The 17690-nt window shown below is 63.5% G+C and carries 16 protein-coding genes; 10 read left to right on the forward strand and 6 right to left on the reverse strand.

The features are described 5' to 3' along the window. The first annotated feature begins 300 nt into the window (after positions 1-300). Together BM059_RS16895 and BM059_RS16900 are read left to right on the forward strand one after the other, a co-directional pair. Entirely contained in the window at positions 301-1050 is a 750-nt protein-coding gene (locus tag BM059_RS16895) for an electron transfer flavoprotein subunit beta/FixA family protein (protein WP_012018936.1), read from the forward strand. After that, positions 1051-1980 (forward strand): electron transfer flavoprotein subunit alpha/FixB family protein, encoded by a 930-nt coding sequence (locus BM059_RS16900; RefSeq protein WP_074940249.1) that lies wholly within the window; start codon positions 1051-1053, stop codon positions 1978-1980. A gap of 69 nt (positions 1981-2049) precedes the next feature. Here the strand turns inward: BM059_RS16900 and BM059_RS16905 are convergent, their stop codons facing one another. Beyond that, positions 2050-2976: an alpha/beta fold hydrolase gene (locus tag BM059_RS16905; protein ID WP_037004151.1), complete on the reverse strand. Its 927-nt coding sequence runs from the start codon at positions 2974-2976 to the stop codon at positions 2050-2052. A 113-nt stretch (positions 2977-3089) separates the two neighbouring features. Here BM059_RS16905 and BM059_RS16910 point away from each other — a divergent pair, with 113 nt between their 5' ends. The 8 genes from BM059_RS16910 to BM059_RS25660 all read left to right on the forward strand — a co-directional run bounded on the left by BM059_RS16910 (position 3090) and on the right by BM059_RS25660 (position 10345). Next, positions 3090-3923 carry a substrate-binding periplasmic protein gene (locus BM059_RS16910; RefSeq protein ID WP_037004150.1) on the forward strand — a complete coding sequence of 278 codons (834 nt, stop codon included), beginning with the start codon at positions 3090-3092 and terminating at the stop codon, positions 3921-3923. 9 nt (positions 3924-3932) lie between these two features. Further along, on the forward strand, positions 3933-4283 hold the full coding sequence (locus tag BM059_RS16915) for a DUF4398 domain-containing protein (protein WP_037004148.1): 351 nt from the start codon (positions 3933-3935) through the stop codon (positions 4281-4283). Next, positions 4283-5095 carry an OmpA family protein gene (locus BM059_RS16920; RefSeq protein ID WP_037004147.1) on the forward strand — a complete coding sequence of 271 codons (813 nt, stop codon included), beginning with the start codon at positions 4283-4285 and terminating at the stop codon, positions 5093-5095. The genes BM059_RS16915 and BM059_RS16920 overlap by 1 nt, the downstream gene beginning before the upstream one ends. Before the next feature lie 188 nt (positions 5096-5283). Continuing rightward, entirely contained in the window at positions 5284-6729 is a 1446-nt protein-coding gene (locus BM059_RS16925; protein WP_074940252.1) for an aminotransferase-like domain-containing protein, read from the forward strand. A gap of 86 nt (positions 6730-6815) precedes the next feature. Continuing rightward, a complete protein-coding gene (locus BM059_RS16930; protein ID WP_074940254.1) occupies positions 6816-8516 on the forward strand; it encodes a vWA domain-containing protein in 1701 nt (566 codons plus the stop codon). Then, entirely contained in the window at positions 8513-9085 is a 573-nt protein-coding gene (locus tag BM059_RS16935; RefSeq protein WP_037004143.1) for an RNA polymerase sigma factor, read from the forward strand. The genes BM059_RS16930 and BM059_RS16935 overlap by 4 nt, the downstream gene beginning before the upstream one ends. Continuing rightward, positions 9082-9759 carry a hypothetical protein gene (locus BM059_RS16940; RefSeq protein ID WP_074940257.1) on the forward strand — a complete coding sequence of 226 codons (678 nt, stop codon included), beginning with the start codon at positions 9082-9084 and terminating at the stop codon, positions 9757-9759. The genes BM059_RS16935 and BM059_RS16940 overlap by 4 nt, the downstream gene beginning before the upstream one ends. 283 nt (positions 9760-10042) lie before the next feature. Further along, positions 10043-10345: a hypothetical protein gene (locus tag BM059_RS25660; RefSeq protein WP_244154422.1), complete on the forward strand. Its 303-nt coding sequence runs from the start codon at positions 10043-10045 to the stop codon at positions 10343-10345. 41 nt (positions 10346-10386) lie between these two features. On the opposite strand, the gene BM059_RS16950 is transcribed toward BM059_RS25660, so the two are convergent. From BM059_RS16950 to atuD, 5 genes are all read right to left on the reverse strand, one after another. Beyond that, positions 10387-12213 carry a long-chain-acyl-CoA synthetase gene (locus BM059_RS16950; protein WP_074940265.1) on the reverse strand — a complete coding sequence of 609 codons (1827 nt, stop codon included), beginning with the start codon at positions 12211-12213 and terminating at the stop codon, positions 10387-10389. A gap of 214 nt (positions 12214-12427) precedes the next feature. Continuing rightward, positions 12428-13252, reverse strand: coding sequence for an SDR family oxidoreductase (locus BM059_RS16955; protein ID WP_074940267.1), 825 nt, complete (start codon positions 13250-13252; stop codon positions 12428-12430). A 108-nt stretch (positions 13253-13360) separates the two neighbouring features. Then, complete coding sequence (gene atuF / locus BM059_RS16960) at positions 13361-15349, reverse strand: geranyl-CoA carboxylase subunit apha (RefSeq protein ID WP_074940269.1); 1989 nt, start codon at positions 15347-15349, stop codon at positions 13361-13363. A gap of 175 nt (positions 15350-15524) precedes the next feature. After that, positions 15525-16322: an enoyl-CoA hydratase/isomerase family protein gene (locus BM059_RS16965; RefSeq protein ID WP_074940271.1), complete on the reverse strand. Its 798-nt coding sequence runs from the start codon at positions 16320-16322 to the stop codon at positions 15525-15527. A 152-nt stretch (positions 16323-16474) separates the two neighbouring features. Further along, positions 16475-17632: a citronellyl-CoA dehydrogenase gene (gene atuD, locus BM059_RS16970; protein WP_074940273.1), complete on the reverse strand. Its 1158-nt coding sequence runs from the start codon at positions 17630-17632 to the stop codon at positions 16475-16477. Positions 17633-17690 lie beyond the last annotated feature (58 nt).

Here is a 17690-nt window from a genome sequence, read left to right on the forward strand (position 1 = left end):
TTCGATATTTTATGTTGGAGGGCGCAGCTCGCTCCCTAAGCACGGCGCGGGCATTATATCTACACCCTCTCAGCGGGCCAATACAAACGTTTGTTTGAATTTTCTGTAGGCCTGTTAGAATCGTACTACATCGCGGATGACCGGCCAGTTCGCTGTATTGACCGGGCCATGTCGCGGGGTCAAGATACGGGCGGTTTTGCGCTCGCCGTCTGGGCTGAAAGGTTGGCTCCTGCCAATTTGTATCGCTGACCAGGCTCGCCTTGGCGAGATTCTTATTCACCGGAGAGTAACGAGGAATCCATGAAGGTTCTTGTAGCTGTCAAACGAGTGGTTGACTACAACGTCAAGGTTCGCGTCAAGGCGGACAACAGCGGCGTCGACCTCGCCAACGTCAAGATGTCCATGAACCCCTTCTGCGAAATCGCCGTGGAAGAAGCCGTGCGCCTGAAGGAGAAAGGCGTGGCGAGCGAAATCGTCGTCGTCTCCATCGGCCCGGCCACTGCCCAGGAGCAACTGCGCACCGCGCTGGCCCTCGGCGCCGACCGCGCCATTCTGGTTGAATCCAATGACGAGCTGAACTCCCTGGCCGTGGCCAAGCTGCTCAAGGCAGTGGTCGACAAGGAGCAGCCGCAGCTGGTCATCATGGGCAAGCAAGCCATCGACAGCGACAACAACCAGACCGGCCAGATGCTCGGCGCCCTGACTGGCTTCGGCCAAGGCACCTTCGCCTCCAAGGTCGAAGTGGCTGGTGACAAGGTCAACGTCACCCGTGAGATCGATGGCGGTCTGCAGACCGTTGCGCTGAACCTGCCGGCGATCGTCACCACCGACCTGCGCCTGAACGAGCCGCGCTACGCGTCGCTGCCGAACATCATGAAGGCCAAGAAGAAGCCGCTGGAAACCGTTACCCCGGACGCCCTGGGCGTTTCCACCGCTTCCACCGTCAAGACCCTGAAAGTCGAAGCGCCGGCTGCTCGCAGCGCCGGTATCAAGGTCAAGTCCGTGGCTGAACTGGTCGAGAAACTGAAGAACGAGGCGAAGGTAATCTAAATGACTATCCTGGTTATCGCTGAACACACCAATGCCGCTCTGGCTCCTGCCACGCTGAACACCGTTGCCGCTGCGCAGAAGATCGGTGGCGACATCCACGTGCTGGTAGCCGGTGCCAACGCTGGCGCTGCTGCCGAAGCCGCTGCCAAGATCGCTGGCGTGGCCAAGGTTCTGGTTGCCGACAACGCTGCCTATGCCAACCAACTGCCGGAGAACGTCGCTCCGCTGGTAGCCGAGCTGGGCAAGAGCTACAGCCACATCCTGGCTGCCGCTACCAGCAACGGCAAGAACATCCTGCCGCGCGTTGCCGCTGCGCTGGATGTCGATCAGATCTCCGAGATCATCGCCGTTGAAAGCGCCGACACCTTCAAGCGTCCGATCTACGCCGGTAACGCCATCGCGACCGTGCAGTCCTCGGCTGCCATCAAGGTGATCACCGTACGTAGCACCGGTTTCGATGCCGCTGCTGCCGAAGGTGGTTCCGCTGCCGTTGAAGCTGTTTCTGGCCCGGCCGATGCCGGCAAGTCCGCCTTCGTTGGCGAAGAGCTGGCCAAGTCCGATCGTCCGGAACTGACCGCTGCCAAGATCGTCGTATCCGGCGGCCGTGGCATGGGCAATGGCGACAACTTCAAGCACCTGTACGCCCTGGCCGACAAGCTGGGCGCTGCCGTCGGCGCTTCCCGCGCTGCGGTCGACGCTGGTTTCGTACCGAACGACATGCAGGTCGGTCAGACCGGCAAGATCGTCGCGCCGCAGCTGTACATCGCCGTCGGTATCTCCGGCGCGATCCAGCACCTGGCCGGTATGAAGGACTCCAAAGTGATCGTTGCGATCAACAAGGACGAAGAGGCGCCAATCTTCCAGGTTGCCGACTACGGTCTGGTTGCCGACCTGTTCGAAGCCGTACCGGAGCTGGAGAAGTCGGTCTAAGCCGCTTTTCCTGCAACGAAAAACCCGCTCTGTTGAGCGGGTTTTTTATTGCCTGCGTGTTGCTCGGTGTTATTTCAGACCTTCTAGAAATTTCCGGTAGAGCAGGGCGCTTTCCTCAGGGCGTTCAAGCATAGGGGCGTGGCCGACGTTATCCATGATCACCACACTGGGTTTGCTGAGCAGCGGTTGCATGACCTCAATGCTGGAGACATCCAGCACACGGTCCTGTCTGCCCCAGAGCAACAGGGTCGGCGCCTGGATCTTGGCCAGCTCGGGTGCCAGGGGCACGGGGCGCTCCACCAACTGCTTGAAGACCAGGTCGTAATGCGCGGCCTTGGCCATGGAGCGCTCGCCCAGATAGCGTTTGAGCGATTCCGGCAGATAGGGTGGTTCGACGAAGACGAAGTGCAGCAGCTTGTCGAAATCCTGCGGTTGCTTGACCACCAGAGGGTTGGGCGCGCCACTCATCAACAAACGATGCAGTTCGCTCTCGTGCGGGCTGTCGATGCCGGCATTGGCGAACAGGGCCAGCGAGCGGACGCGATCCGGGTAACGCGCGGCGAAGAGAGCGGCAATCTGTCCGCCCATCGAATTGCCCAGCACATGCGCCTGCTGGATGCCCATCGCGTCGAGAATGTCCGCCAGGCGCTCGGTCTGGGTGCCGACGTCGTAGCTGCCCGGTGGTAGATCGCTGTCGCCGAAGCCCGGCAGGTCCAGTGCGATGACGCGATAGTCCTGGGTCAGGTGGCGAGAAAAGCGCAGCCAGTTATCCTTGTCTGCAGCGAACCCATGGAGCAGCACCAGGGTTTCGCCGCTCGACGGCCCTCCCTGGTAATAATGGATGTTAAGATTGTGGACGGATAGCTGCTCGTGACTGAGCCCGGCGCGGTACTGTTCTATCAGGCGCAGGCTGGCCAGTTGAGTTGCTGGAACGAAGTACAGCGTGGCTGCGCTGCCTGACAGCAGGAGCAGCAATGCGAACAGCAGTTTTTTCATGGCGCGTCCTTATCGCGAATTATTATTTCGGCGCCATTAAGCTAGCATGAACACCGAGGATTCCGGGTGGCGTAGCCCATCCCGCCGATCAACGCATAAACCGAGAGTAGCCAATGCCCGAGCGTTGTCTGTTTAAGTCGCTGTTGCTGTGGTGCGCCCTGGCCCTGATGCCAGCCGCTGCCCTGGCTGCCGGTAAATGCGAGCGCCTGGTGGCGACCGGCAACCCGGAGTATCCGCCTTATCTCTGGCGCGATCCGCAGAATCCGCAGCAACTGATCGGCGCCAATGCCGACCTGCTCAAGCACCTGGCCAAGGAGTTGGGTGTGGTGGTTGACGTGATCTACACCGGGCCTTGGTCGCGCGCGCAGGACGAAGTGCGTACCGGCCGTGTCGACTTGCTGGCCGGGGCGTTTTTGACGCTGCCACGTCTGGAGAGTATGGATTACGTGCACCCGGCCTTCTTCTTTACGCCAAGCGTGGTGTGGGTGCGCAAGGGCGAGGCCTTTCCCTACGGCAGTTGGATCGACCTTCAAGGGCACACCGGCGACACCTTGGTGGGCAATAGCTTCGGTCAGCAGTTCGATGCCTTCGCCAAGCAGAACCTGAAGCTCGAGGGCGTCTCCAGCCTGACGCAAGCGTTCCAGAAGTTGCTGCTCGGTCGCACCGACTACGTGCTCTACGAGCGCTACCCAGGCTTGGCACTCGCCGAGACGCTGGGCATGGACGATGATCTGGAGGTGCTGGACCCGCCAATTTCCAGCGAAGGCCTCTACCTTACCCTGTCGCACAATTCGGCGTGCAACGACCCCTGGCTGCGTGGCCAGCTGGCGCGGAAAATGACAGAAATGGTCTCCGCCGGCCTGCCTGAGCAGTTCCTGCAAAGCAATCTCGAGCTTTGGAAGGCACAGCAGATGCAGCCCGATCCGGTTGGCGACGTCACTCAGTAGGAAATTTTCGTGATCAATCGAACCCTTCCCTTGCTGCTGGCGCTGGGCCTGACGGCCTGCGCCAGCGATCCTGCGCCTACCGAGCAGCTAAGGCTGACCGAACAGGCGTTGGCGCAGACCAAATCCCTTGGTGTGGTCAGCGAGCAATCCGAGTCACTGCGCCAGGCCGAGGACAAGTTCGCCCAGGCCCAGGCCGCCGTGCAGGACGATGAGAACAAGCAGGCGCGCCAGCTCGCCGAACAGGCCGAGCTGGACGCGCGTCTGGCCGAGGCCGAGCACCTCAACGGCAAAGGGCGGGAACAACTGAACGAACTCAATCAGCGCATCGGCCGTCTGCGCCAGCAACTGGGGGCCATGTGATGAAGGTGTTTGGTTACCTGGGCGGCTTGGCGTTGGTCGGTACGTTGCTCAGTGGTTGCGCGGCCAATCAGGTGGCGAGTGAGCAGGCGCTGGAAGAGGCGCGTCTCAGCTTCCAGTCGGTCAAGGAAGATCCCAGCGTGCTGCGTGCTGCGCCCAAGGACGTGATTCGCGCAGGCGAATCGCTGGCCCGCGCCGAGCGCTTGTCCAGCTACTGGGGCAGCGGCGATGACGTGCGCCATTACGCTTACCTCAGTCAGCGCTATGCCGCGATCGCCCGCCAGCACAGCGATATCAGCCTCAATCAGGAACGTGCGGCCAAGCTCGAGCTGGAGCGCCAGCGCCTGCAACTGACGTTGCGCGAGGCCAAGCTGATGAGCGTGCAGCAGCACAATGGCTGGTTGGAAGAGCAAATGGTCAGCCTCGCTACCAGCGAGACCGAGCGTGGCCTGGTGATGACCCTCGGCGACATGCTGTTCGACGCTGGTCGCGCCGATCTGCAGCCGGCAGCCAACCGTACGGTACTTAAACTCGTGCAATTCTTGCAGATCAACCCGCAGCGCCGCGTGCGCATCGAGGGCTACACCGACAACACCGGCGATGCTGCCGAGAATCTCGAGCTGTCCCGCGCGCGAGCGCAGGCCGTGGCCGATCTGCTGGTCGACCTGGGCGTGGATGCCAAGCGGATTCAGGTCGCCGGTTACGGTGTCGACTTCCCCGTCGCGGAAAATGCCTCTGCCCGTGGTCGGGCCCAGAATCGGCGGGTGGAGATCGTCTTCTCCGACGAGCGAGGGCAGCTTGGCGCCGAGCGCTGAGTGTCAGCAGCCAAGAAGCCCCGGCATCGTCCGGGGTTTTTTTATTCCCGAAAAGACGGTTGATCGGGGCATTTTGATTGCACAGCCAGTCGGTACAGTGCTGATGGCGAAAAGTGTTTTCATCTGTGCCGGTACAATTGTGTAGCAATAGGTTACTGTTATGGTCCAGTGAATCCGAGGGCCTCGCCATGACCAATCTGTTGCTCTACCAACGCATCGCCCAACAGTTGGCCGAGGATATTCGTCGTGGCGTCTACCAGCCGGGGGAGCGCGTACCGTCGGTGCGCAAGATGAGTGCGCAGCTCAACGTCAGTCACGCCACGGTGTTGCAAGCTTATGCCAATCTCGAAGACCAGGGCCTGATCCGCGCGCGTCCACAGTCCGGTTTCTACGTGCACCAGACGCCGGCACTGACTGCGCCAACGCCGGATATCGCCCGTGTCGAGCGGCCAGGCCTGGTTACCCGCGCCAGCATCATCAATCAGGTGCTCACCGAGTCGCGCCGCGAGGGTGTTTTCCCGCTGGGCGCTGCAGTGCCGCATGTCGACTACTTGCCGGTGCGTGCGCTGCACCAGCAACTGGCCAAGGTCACGCGCTTTCACAGTCCGCGCGCCTTCAGCTACATGTTCAGTCCCGGTTTCGAGCCGCTGCGCCGCCAGGTGGCGATCCGCATGCGCGATGCCGGCGTGGTGGTCGACCCGTCCGAGGTGGTGATCACCCACGGCTGCGTCGATGCGCTGCAGATGAGTCTGCGCGTGCTGACCAAGCCGGGCGATCTGATCGCAGTGGAGTCGCCGACCTACTACGGCCTGCTGCAATTGGCGGATCTACTGGGGCTCAAGGTCATCGAGATTCCCTGCGACCCCACCACCGGCATCAGCCTTGAAGCGCTGCAACTGGCGGCCAACCAGTGGCCGATCAAGGCACTGGTGCTGACTGCGCGGCTGTCCAACCCACTCGGTGGCACCATTCCGGAGGAGCGCCAGCGTCAGTTGCTGCGTCTGGCCGGCGATTACGATTTCCAGATCGTCGAGGATGATATCTACGGCGAGCTGATGTTCGAGCAAGGGCCGACCAAGGCGCTGAAGTCCCATGATCGCGACAGCCGGGTGATCTATTGCTCGAGTTTCTCCAAGACGCTTTCGCCCGGTGTGCGCATCGGTTGGATCGTCGCCGGCAAGTATCAGGACGAGATCCAGCGCTTGCAGACCTTCTCCACCCATTCGGCGTGCAGCGTCACCCAGATGGCGGTAGCGGCCTACCTGGAGAATGGCGGGTACGACCGCCACCTGCGGCATATCCGCCAGGAATACCGCAAGAACCTCAGCGCCTTCCAGCTGGCGGTACAGCAGTATTTCCCGGACGGTACGCAGATGACCCGGCCCAAGGGTGGTTTCATCCTTTGGGTCAGCCTGCCAGCGCGGGTCAACACCAAGGACTTGCACCTGCGCGCGCTGCAGCAGGGCATTTCCATCGCACCGGGGCTGATCTTCAGTAACACCGAGCAGTTCAACCATTGCGTGCGCCTTAACTGCGGCATCCCATGGAACCGCGAGGCGGAGAGAGCGCTGATGACCCTGGGCATGCTGGCTACGCAGCTGTGCCAGGAGGCGGGCGGTTCGTGGGAAGGTTGAGAAAGCGCGCCGTGGCTTAACCCGTTTTGCCGGAGGGCTGCGTCTACCTGAGCGAAGGTCTCGTGCCATTGCTCAGGAGCTGCACCATGTCCGCTTATTGCTCGTTGCTCGTTCGCCCATTCACCGTCGGTTTTTCGGCGGGCACTTTGTTGTTACTCGCCGCGTGCAGTGCCTCTGGCCCGGAACCGGAAGCCCAGGCCAAACCGGAGCCGGCGGCGACACTCGTTCGCGAACGTCTGGCTGCGCCTGTAGCTGCCGAGATGGCTGCCGCAGCCAGCCAGAAGCGAATGTCGACGCTGGCTTACGCGCCGTCGCCTATCGCCGATGTTCTGCCGCCGGGCTACCGTGACGAGTCGCGCGAGCAGTACCAGGCGTATGCCGACAATCCGGTGTTCGCCGTCGCCGAGACGCCGGTGTCCACCTTCAGTATCGACGTCGATACTGGCAGCTACGCCAATGTGCGGCGCTTCCTCAATGGTGGGCAACTGCCACCGAAGGATGCTGTGCGTCTGGAGGAGCTGGTCAACTATTTTCCCTATGCCTATCCGTTGCCGCAGGGTGATGTGCCTTTTGGCGTCAGCACCGAGCTGGCGGTGACACCGTGGAACCCGCAGACGCGCCTGCTGCGGATCGCGATCAAGGCGTCAGACCGCAGCGTGGATGAGCTACCGCCGGCCAACCTGGTGTTCCTGGTCGATGTCTCCGGCTCGATGCACCGCCGCGAAGGCCTGCCAATGGTGCAGGGCACGCTGAAGTTGCTGGTCGACCAGCTGCGCCCGCAGGATCGCGTCTCGCTGGTTACCTATGCCGGTGACAGCCAGGTGGTGCTGGATTCCGCGCCCGGCAGCGACAAGACGAAGATCCGTGCGGCCATCGATCAACTCAGCGCTGGCGGTTCGACGGCTGGGGAATCTGGCATCCAGTTGGCCTATCAGCAGGCGAGCAAGCATATGATCGACGGCGGCATCAATCGCATCTTGCTGGCCACCGATGGCGACTTCAACGTCGGTATCAGCGACTTCGACAGCCTCAAGCAACTGGCGGCCGACAAGCGCAAGAGCGGCGTCTCGCTGACCACTCTGGGTTTCGGCGTGGACAACTACAACGAGCGCCTGATGGAGCAACTGGCCGACGCCGGCAACGGTAATTACGTCTATATCGACAACCTGCGCGAGGCGCGCAAGGTGCTGGTGGATCAGCTCGGCTCGACCCTGGCCACGGTGGCCAGCGACGTGAAGCTGCAGCTGGAATTCAACCCGAGCGAAGTCAGCGAGTACCGCCTGCTGGGCTACGAGAACCGGGCGCTCAAGCGCGAGGACTTCAGCAATGATAAGGTCGATGCCGGCGATATTGGCGCAGGGCACACGGTCACTGCGCTGTACGAGATCGTACCGGCAGGTGGCAAGGGCTGGCTGGATCCGCTGCGCTATCAGGCCAGTGCCCAGCCGGCGAGCGAGAGCGGCGAGCTGGCCTGGCTGCGGATTCGCTACAAGGCCCCAGGTGAGGCAGCCAGTCGTCTGCTGGAACGGCCTATCGCACGTGCCGAAGCCAAGCCGGCTGCGGCCGCCAGCGAAGACCTGCGTTTCGCCGCTGCGGTCGCGGCCTTCGCCCAGCAGCTCAAGGGCGGGCGCTACACCGGCGACTTCGATCTGGCGCAGAGCATCGCACTGGCGCGCTCGGCCAAGGGCGAGGACCGCTTCGGCCTGCGCAGTGAGTTCATTCAACTGGCCGAAATCGCCCAGAGCTTGCAAACTGCCGCATCCCCCTCTGCAAGAGTCCAGCAGTGAACGCACCTCTCACGGATGACGACGCCGCTTTGTTGCGGCGTTACCGACGCGGCGATGCCGCGGCCTTCAACGCGCTGTACCAGCGCCATCGGCTGGGCCTGTTCCGCTTTCTACTTGGCCTGTGTGGCGATCACGCCCTGGCCGAGGAAGTGTTCCAGGAAACCTGGATGAGCCTGATCCGCAGTCAGAGCGAGCAGCGCGAGGCTGTACTGTTCAAGACCTGGCTGTACCAGATCGCGCGTAACCGCCTGATCGACCACTGGCGCAAGACGGGTCGTCATCAGAGCGGGCATGACGAATACGACGAAGGCCAGCATGCCCAGGCCGACCCGCAGGCAGGCCCCGAGCAGCAGTGGAGCCTGAGCCGCGACAGTGAGCGGTTGCAGGCAGCGCTGGCCGACCTGCCGGAAGATCAGCGCGAAGTGTTCCTGCTGCGCGCCCATGGCGACCTGGAACTGAACGAGATTGCCGAGTTGACCCGCACGCCGGCCGAGACGGTCAAGAGCCGTTTGCGCTATGCCCTGCAGAAATTGCGCCGGCTGCTGGCCACCGAGGAGTTGTCCGCATGAACCATGAACGAGAACCTCTGGATCACGAACAGGCGCTTTTGGCGCACTTCCGTGCCCATGGCAGCGGCGAACCTTCGGCCGAGCTGGATGCACGTATTCTGGCGGCGGCCAGTGCGGCGGCTCGCGATACGCAGCAAGCCGCCAAGGCTGAATCTGGTTGGGCGCAGCGCCTGCATCAATGGCTGTTCGGCAGCGGCCGCCAGCGCTGGTCGGTGGCTGTGGCCGGGCTGGCCTGTGTCGGCATTGGCGTCAGCCTGACCTGGCGCACGCTGGAGCAGACGCCGGATGCTTTCGATACCGTGCCGCCCAGCGTGGCCATGAGTCCTGCGGCGCCAGCCCCCGCACCGATGGCGGCCAAGCGTGCGGCCGAAAACGAATCGGTGGCGCGCATGGCTGTCCCTCAGGAGCGGATGAGGACCGAGGCCATGGAGCGCTCAGCGCCACAGGCTGCGATGGCGGATGCGCCGATGGCCAGTTCAGCGGCTATCGCACCCATGGCCGAGCTGGTGATTCAGAGTGAGCCGCGTGAGGCCTTGCTGCAGTTGCTGGCGCTGCGCAGGGCGGGTGAGCAGAAAGAGGCGCAGCAGTTGCTGGAGCAGCTCAGGGCCGATTATCCGCAACTGGATATCGAGGCTGAACTTGCGCACCTGGCCGCTCAACCGTCGGGCGAGTGAGGTGCCGAGGTAAAAGTCATGTAAGTCGGCTTGTCAGGCGCGCCCAGGCGGAGGAGCATGGGCGCGTTACTGATCGAGTTACCTTTGTCCGATGATACGTAAGTCCATTCTCCTATTGCTGTGCCTGGGTTGTCTGAGCGCTTGTGAGCGTGAGCAGGAGCCTGTTGCGCAGCAGCCCAAGCCAAAGCCCGCAGTGGTTGCAGCACCTGCGCCCGTTGTCGAGGTTGCCAAGCCCAAGGCTGTCGAACCAGTTCCGCCTGCCAAGGTGGTCGAAAGCAAGCCCGTGACACCCGCCAAACCGCCTGCCGCTGCCAAGCCCAAGCCTGCTGCAGCGCCGCAGCCAAAACCGGCAGAGCCTGCATCGAAACTGGCGTTGGACTTGAGCGTGCCGCAGGAACTGTTCGAGCAGGCGCTGGAAAGCGAAACCCGCGAGGATCTGTCGCCGATGCTGCCGCCGCTGTTTGGCGAAAAACCCGACGTCCAGAGCCCATTCCAGATCAGCGGTCGGCTGATCAGCAACGAGCGCGTGGATGACTACTGGGACTCCATCGAAGGCGCTGAGCTGCAGTTCGAGTTCAAGCAGTAGACGGGGCGGCGCGCCCTGGCGATGGCACGGCTGCAGGCTATTTAGAAACGGTAGTGTTGCTGCTCGATGGCTGCATGGGTTTCGCGACTCAGCGGTTGGAAGCTGTCCGAGCCGGGTAGGCGCACGTAGAGCGGATCATCGACCAGGTTCGGGTCATAGCCGGCCTGTTTAAGATCGGTCTTCTTGTACTTGAAGGTGCCGGTGGTCTCGACTTCGCCGAGCAGGCGCACGAACAGTGGCGCGGCATAGGCCGGCAGTTCCGTGTCGAGGTGTGTGGCCAGCGCCGCGCCATCCAGCGCATAAGCGGAGGCCAGGCGCAGCGCAGCCATGCCGCAGCGACCATTGGTGCCGGCAATCTCCACGCCGTAGACCACCGCATCCTCCACGCCGGGGAAGGCGCCGAGCACGTTTTCCACCTCGGTCGTTGATACGTTTTCGCCCTTCCAGCGGAAGGTATCGCCAAGGCGGTCGACGAACTGCGCGTGCTTGCAGCCGATGTCACGCATCAGGTCGCCGGTGTTGAACCAGGCATCGCCTTGCTTGAACACGTCGCGCAGGATCACCGACTCGCTCTTGGCTGGGTCGGTATAGCCGTCGAACGGCCACTTGGCGCTGATCTCGCTGATCAGCAGGCCCGCTTCGCCCTTGTTGGCCTTCTGCAGGAAACCGTTACTGGCGCGCACGGGGCAGTCGTTCTCCAGGTCGTAGCGGACAATGGCATAGGTGGCCGGGGTGTAGCCGACCGTGTTGTCGAAGTTGAAGACGTTGGTGAAGCCGATGTTGCCTTCGCTGGAGGCATAGAACTCGGTGATCTGCTCGATGCCGAAACGCTGCTTGAACTCGGACCAGATCGAAGGGCGCAGGCCGTTGCCGATCATGCAGCGCAGGCTGTTGCCCTGTTCCGCCGGGTGCACGGGCTGGTTGAGCAGGTAGCGGCACAATTCGCCGATATAGCCGAAGCAGGTGGCGTTGTAGCGCGCTACGTCACTCCAGAAGGCGCTGGCGGAGAACCGGCGGCGCAGGGCGATGGCCGCGCCACCGGCCAGCACCGCGCTCCAGCACACGGTGACGGCGTTGTTGTGGTAGCAGGGCAGGGTGAGATAGAGCACGTCGCGCTCGCTCAGGGTCAGGCCGGAGTGGCCGAAACCGCCATAGGCCTTGATCCACTTGCCGTGGCTCATGATCGAGGCCTTGGGCAGGCCGGTGGTGCCGGAGGTATAGATCAGAAAGCAGGCGTCCTTCATACGTACGCGCAGGCTGTCTGGCGGGTTGTCTTCGGCCTGGCCGGTGGCTAGCTGCATCAGGTTCGTCCAGCCATCCGGCGCCTGGCCTGCACCCTGCAGGCAGTCCTGATCGGCGATCCAGTAACGGCGGGCCTGCTGGTCGTGCAGTTGTTCGTCGACCTCGTCGAAGGCACTGAGCAGTTCGTCGCCGATCACCAGGAAGCCAGGTTTGACCAGGTTGAAGCTGTGCGCCAGCACCTTGCCGCGCTGGGTGGTGTTGATCAGCGCACCGACCGCACCGAGCTTGCTTAGCGCAGCGAGGATCGCCAGCAGCTCCAAGCGATTTTCCAGCATTACCGCGACCACGTCGCCATGGCCGACACCCTCGGCCTTGAACTCCCAGGCCAGGCGGTTGGCCCAGGTATTGAACGCGCTGTAGCTGAGCTGGCGGTTTTCATCCATCAGCGCCGGGCGCTCGGGGTAGCGTTCAGCGGCGCGCTGCAGGGCCCAGGCCAGTGACAGGTTCTTCTCGCGGTTGCGAATGCCGGCGTAGTACAGGCCACGCAGCATGCGCGGTACACGCGGCAGGTGCTGGGGCAGGTGGGCCAGGAAGCGGAAGGGCGAAATCAGATCGGCTTGGCTCATGGGGCTCGCACTTGGGCTGTTATGAATTGGAGGCGAGTCATGACTGTAGTCAGCATGGCGCACACCAGCCATGGCTCTGGTGCGCTCAGCTGCGGGCAGTTCGGCAAATAGCTTTGCCGTTCGTAGGGTGTGCTATGCGCACAGGGACAGGCGCAAATCCCAAGATTGTCTCGGTGCGCGCGGCGCACCCTACGAAGCCAACGCATCCGAGGCCTCAGTCGACGAACAGATCGGGTACCAGGCTGCCGCCCGCGGGGTCGAAGCGGTACTGCTCGAAGTCGCTGACGCCCTGTTCGCGCAGGATATCCTCGTCGATCAGCAGGCGCCCGGTGATGCTGCGGCCCTGGCTGGCCAGGATCGCGTGGGCCGCGTCGGCCATGATCGCCGGGGTGCGTGCGCGCTTGAAGGCGTCGCGGCTGCCCAGTTCGAATTCGATGGCGGCGGTGGCGATCATGGTCTTCGGCCACAGCGAGTTGACGCTGATGCCGTACTTCTTGAACTCCTCGCTCATGCCCAGGGTAAGCATGCTCATGCCGTACTTGGTGACGGTGTAGGGGCCGTGCTGTGCGAACCACTTGGCGTCGAGGTTGAGCGGCGGGGAGAGGTTGAGGATATGTCCGCCCGCGCTTTTCTTCAGATAGGGTAGGGCCGCCTGGCTGCAGACCATCACCGCGCGGGTGTTGATCTGGTACATCAGGTCGAAGCGCTTGGGTTCGAGCTTCTCCACGCCCACCAGCTTGATCGCGCCGGCGTTGTTGACCAAGGCGTCGATACCACCGAAATGCTCGGCGGCCTGGGCCATGGCGGCTGCCACGGCCTGTTCGTCACGCACGTCCAGTTGCAGGGCTAGCGCCTTGCCGCCTGCGGCCTCAACCTCGGCGGCGACGCTGAAGATGGTGCCTTCGAGTTTCGGGTGTGGCTCGGCGCTCTTGGCCGCGATGACGATGTTGGCGCCATCGGCGGCGGCCTTGAGGGCGATCTCGCGGCCGATGCCGCGGCTGGCGCCGGTGATGAACAAGGTCTTGCCGGACAGTGACATGGGCGTGCTCCTTCTTGTTGTTATGGGGCTGTGGGAAGGGCCGGGCGGCGATCCGCTTTAGCCGCGATGTACGACTCTCGCGGCTAAAGCCCCTCCCACAGCGATATATCAAGCCTCTGCAGCTTCGATTTCCACCAGCAGCTGGCGATTCTTCACCTGATCGCCCTGGCTTACGCCGACGCGGCGAACGATGCCGTCGACGCCAGCCTTGAGCGGGTGCTCCATCTTCATCGCTTCCAGCACCACCAGCAGTTGTCCCTTGCTCACGCTGGCGCCCTCGGCGATCAGCACGTCTACGATGGCGCCATCCATCGGTGCCTTCACCGCGCCGCTGCTGGCGGCGTTCTGCCCACCGGCTGGCTCGTGGGTGACATCGACCAGCTCCAGGTTGCCGTGTTCACCATACAGCCACAGGTGTTCGCCTTCGATGTGGTAAGCCTGGCGGCGGCGTATGCCGTCCAGTTCAAGGGTCAGCCAGCGGCCGTCGCTGGCCAGCAGGCGCAGGGACAGCTGTTCTTCACCCCGGCGCACGGAAAGGTGTGCTTGCGTGCCGCTGGCGAGCACGTCCAGCTCCACGGCGTGCTTGTGCTCGCCCTGCTTGAGGACGAAACGCCAGGGTGCGCTGCCGGCGCTGCGCCAGCCGGCAAGGCCAGGCTGGTGCGCGCGGGCGTCGGCCGAGGCCTGGTAGAGCAGGGCGGCGGCCATGGCCAACTCGGGCAGGCTGGCGGTGTGTGGGTGCAGGCTGGGGTCATCGGCGAAATGTTCGGCGATGAACGCCGTGGTGGCGTTGCCAGCGGCGAACTCGGGATGCTTGAGCAGGTTGGCGAGGAAGCGCTGGTTGCCGTTCACGCCGAGCAGCACGCACTGTTCGACCGCGCGCACCAGCTTGCGCCGGGCTTCGTCGCGGGTTTCGCCGTAGGCGATGACCTTGGCCAGCATCGGGTCGTAGAAGGGCGTGACCGCCTGGCCTTCGACCAGGCCGTGGTCGATGCGCACACCGGCCAGCAGTTCGGGCTCCCAACGCAGCACCTGGCCGGTTTGCGGCAGGAAGCCGGCGGCCGAGTCTTCGGCGTACAGGCGCACCTCCATGGCGTGGCCGGTGAGACGAATGTCGTCCTGCTTCAACGGTAAGGGCTGGCCTTCGGCTACGCGAATCTGCCAGGCCACCAGATCCTGACCGGTGATCAGCTCGGTAACCGGGTGCTCGACCTGCAGGCGGGTGTTCATTTCCAGGAAGAAGAACTCGCCGCTGGTGTCGAGCAGAAATTCCACGGTGCCGGCGCCTACGTAGTTGACCGAGGCTGCAGCCTTGACCGCCGCCTCGCCCATGGCGCGACGCAGCTCGGGCGTCATCACCGGGCAGGGCGCTTCCTCGACCACCTTCTGGTGGCGACGCTGCACCGAGCAGTCGCGCTCACCGAGATAGACGATATTGCCGTGCTGGTCGCCGAAGACCTGGATCTCCACATGGCGTGGGCGGATCACCGCGCGTTCGAGGATCAGCTCACCGGAACCGAAGGCGTTCTGCGCCTCGGAGCGAGCGGTGCGGATCTGCCCCAGCAGCTCGGCGGATTCTTGTACCAGGCGCATGCCGCGACCGCCGCCACCGGCGCTGGCCTTGATCATCAGCGGGTAGCCGATACGCTCGGCTTCGCTGGCCAGGGTTTCGTCGTCCTGGGCGGCGCCCTCAAAGCCGGGAATGCAAGGCACGCCGGCTTCGAGCATGGCGATCTTCGACAGGCGCTTGCTGCCCATCAGGTGGATAGCTTCGACGGTCGGGCCGATAAAGACGATGCCGGCTGCTTCACAGGCGCGGGCGAAATCGGCGTTCTCGGAGAGGAAGCCATAGCCGGGGTGGATGGCGTCGGCGCCGGTCTTGCGCGCGGCCTTGATGATGGCCTCGATGCGCAGGTAGGACTGGTTGACCTGGGCCGGGCCGATGCATACGGCTTCGTCGGCGATCTGTACGTGGCGGGCGTCGGCATCGGCCTCGGAGTACACCGCCACGGTGCGGTAGCCGAGTTCGATGGCGGTGCGCATCACCCGGCAGGCGATCTCGCCGCGGTTGGCGATCAGGATCTTGTTGAATGCGGGCATCTTTGTGCTCCTGTGGGGCGATCCCCGGATTGCATCCGGGCTACGGTGTTCTGGCGTAGGGTGGATCGCGCTTTATCGATCCACCGGTTGTTGCGCTGGTGGATGTGAAAAGCGACGGCTGCGCGCCCCGATCCACCCTACGGTCTTTATCGGTAGTGCTGGTCTGTCCAATCCATCATTGGGCCCACTTCGGCTTGCGTTTCTGCACGAAAGCCATGGTGCCCTCGACGCCCTCTGTACCGGTCACGGCGGCAGCGAACTGTTCGGCAGCGCGGTCGAGTAGCGGGCCGAGTGCTTCGCGTTCGCTGGCCAGCAGCAGGGCCTTGGTCTGGGCATTGGCCTGTGGCGCACACTGACGAATTTGCTCCAGGGTTTCCTCCAGCCGCTGCTGCAGGGCGGCGTCATCGTCCTCGCAGTAGTGCACCAGGCCCAGGCGCAGGGCCTCGGCACCGTCGAAGCGGGCGGCGGTCAGGGCCAGACGGCGCGCTTGGGTCAGGCCGATGCGGTGCACGACGAAGGGCGCGATCTGCGCCGGGAGGATGCCCAGCGTGGTTTCCGGCAAGCCGAACTTGGCGCCGCTGGCGGCGATGGCCACATCGGATACGCAAGCCAGGCCGAAGCCGCCACCGAGCACGGCACCTTCCAGCACGGCCACCAGCGCCTGCGGCGCGGTCTGGGCCTCTTCCAGCAGCGCACCGAAGGCGCGGTTCAATTCGCGGTAAGCATCGCCACCTTTGGCGCGGGCGCCGGCCATGTCCTTGATATCGCCGCCAGCGCAGAAATGGCCAGCGGCACCGCGCAGAATGATGGCGCGCACATTCGGGGCATGGCGCACGGCTTCGAGGGTGGCGCGCAGTTCGCCGACCATGGCCAGGCTCATGGCATTGCGGCTGTCCGGACGGTTGAGGGTGACGTGCAGCACGCCTCCGTCGAGATTCAGCAGCAGGGTTTCGCAGTGTGGCAGGTTGCTCATGGGGGCACCTTTAGATCGTTCCCACGCTCCGCGTGGAAATGCATTTGGCGACGCTCTGCGTCGCTGGAACGCGGAGCGTCCCGTTATGGGTTCCCACGCGGACGGTTCGACGCCTCGACGTGGGAACCATCAGCTCGCAGAATCGTTCCCGACTATTTCTTCTTCCCTGGCAGGATGCCCATCAGCTTGCAGATGATGCCGAGCATGATTTCGTCGGCGCCGCCGCCGATGCTGACCAGGCGCACGTCGCGGTAAGCGCGCGACACCGGGTTGTCCCACATGAAGCCCATGCCGCCCCAGTACTGCAGGCAGGCGTCGGACACTTCGCGGCCCAGGCGGCCGGCCTTGAGCTTGGCCATCGACGCCAGCTTGGTCACGTCGCGGCCTTTCACGTACTGCTCGGTGGCCTGGTAGACCAGTGCGCGCAGGCACTCGATCTCGGTCTGCAGCTCGGCCAGGCGGAAGTGGATGACCTGGTTGTCAATCAGCGGTTGGCCGAAGGTGTGGCGCTGCTTGCAGTAGTCGATGGTGGTGTCGACGCAGTGCTCCAGGCCCTTGATCATGTTGGCTGCGCCGAACAGCCGCTCTTCCTGGAACTGCAGCATCTGCATCATGAAACCGGCGCCTTCGTGGCCGATGCGATAGCGCTGTGGCACGCGCACATTGTCGAAGAACACCTGGGCAGTTTCCGAACTGCGCATGCCGAGCTTGTCCAGGTGTGGGCTCACCGTGATGCCCGGCGTTTTCATCGGCACCACGATCAGCGATTTGTTGACGTGTGGCTTGTCGTCGCTGGTGTTGGCCAGCAGGCAGATGAAGTCGGCCGACGGCGAGTTGGTGATCCACATCTTGCTGCCGTTGATCACGTAGTCGTCGCCGTCCTTGCGGGCAGTGGTCTTCAGGCCCGCCACGTCGGAGCCTGCGCCGACTTCGGAGACGCCGATGCAGCCGACCATCTCGCCGGTGATGGCCGGACGCAGGAACTCTTCGCGCAGTTCATCGGAGCCGAAGCGCGCCAAGGCCGGGGTGCACATGTCGGTCTGCACGCCGATGGACATGGGGATGCCGCCGCAATGGATGGTGCCGAACTCTTCGGCGGCGACGATCGAGTAGCTGTAGTCCAGGCCCATGCCACCGAACTTCTCCGGTTTGGAGATGCCCAGCAGGCCCAGCTCGCCGGCCTTCTTGAAAATGTCATGGATGGGGAAGCGGCCTTCCTTTTCCCACTCATCGACGTGTGGGTTGATTTCCTTGTCGACGAAGTTGCGGACGGTGCGGCGGAGTTCTTCGTGTTCCTGGGTGAAGATCATTGTTGTTCTCCTTGTGGGGTGCGCTGTGCGCACCGCGATCTTGGTTGGTGCGCACGGC

It is taken from the genome of Ectopseudomonas composti, assembly GCF_900115475.1.
In the GTDB taxonomy this organism is placed as follows: domain Bacteria; phylum Pseudomonadota; class Gammaproteobacteria; order Pseudomonadales; family Pseudomonadaceae; genus Aquipseudomonas; species Aquipseudomonas composti.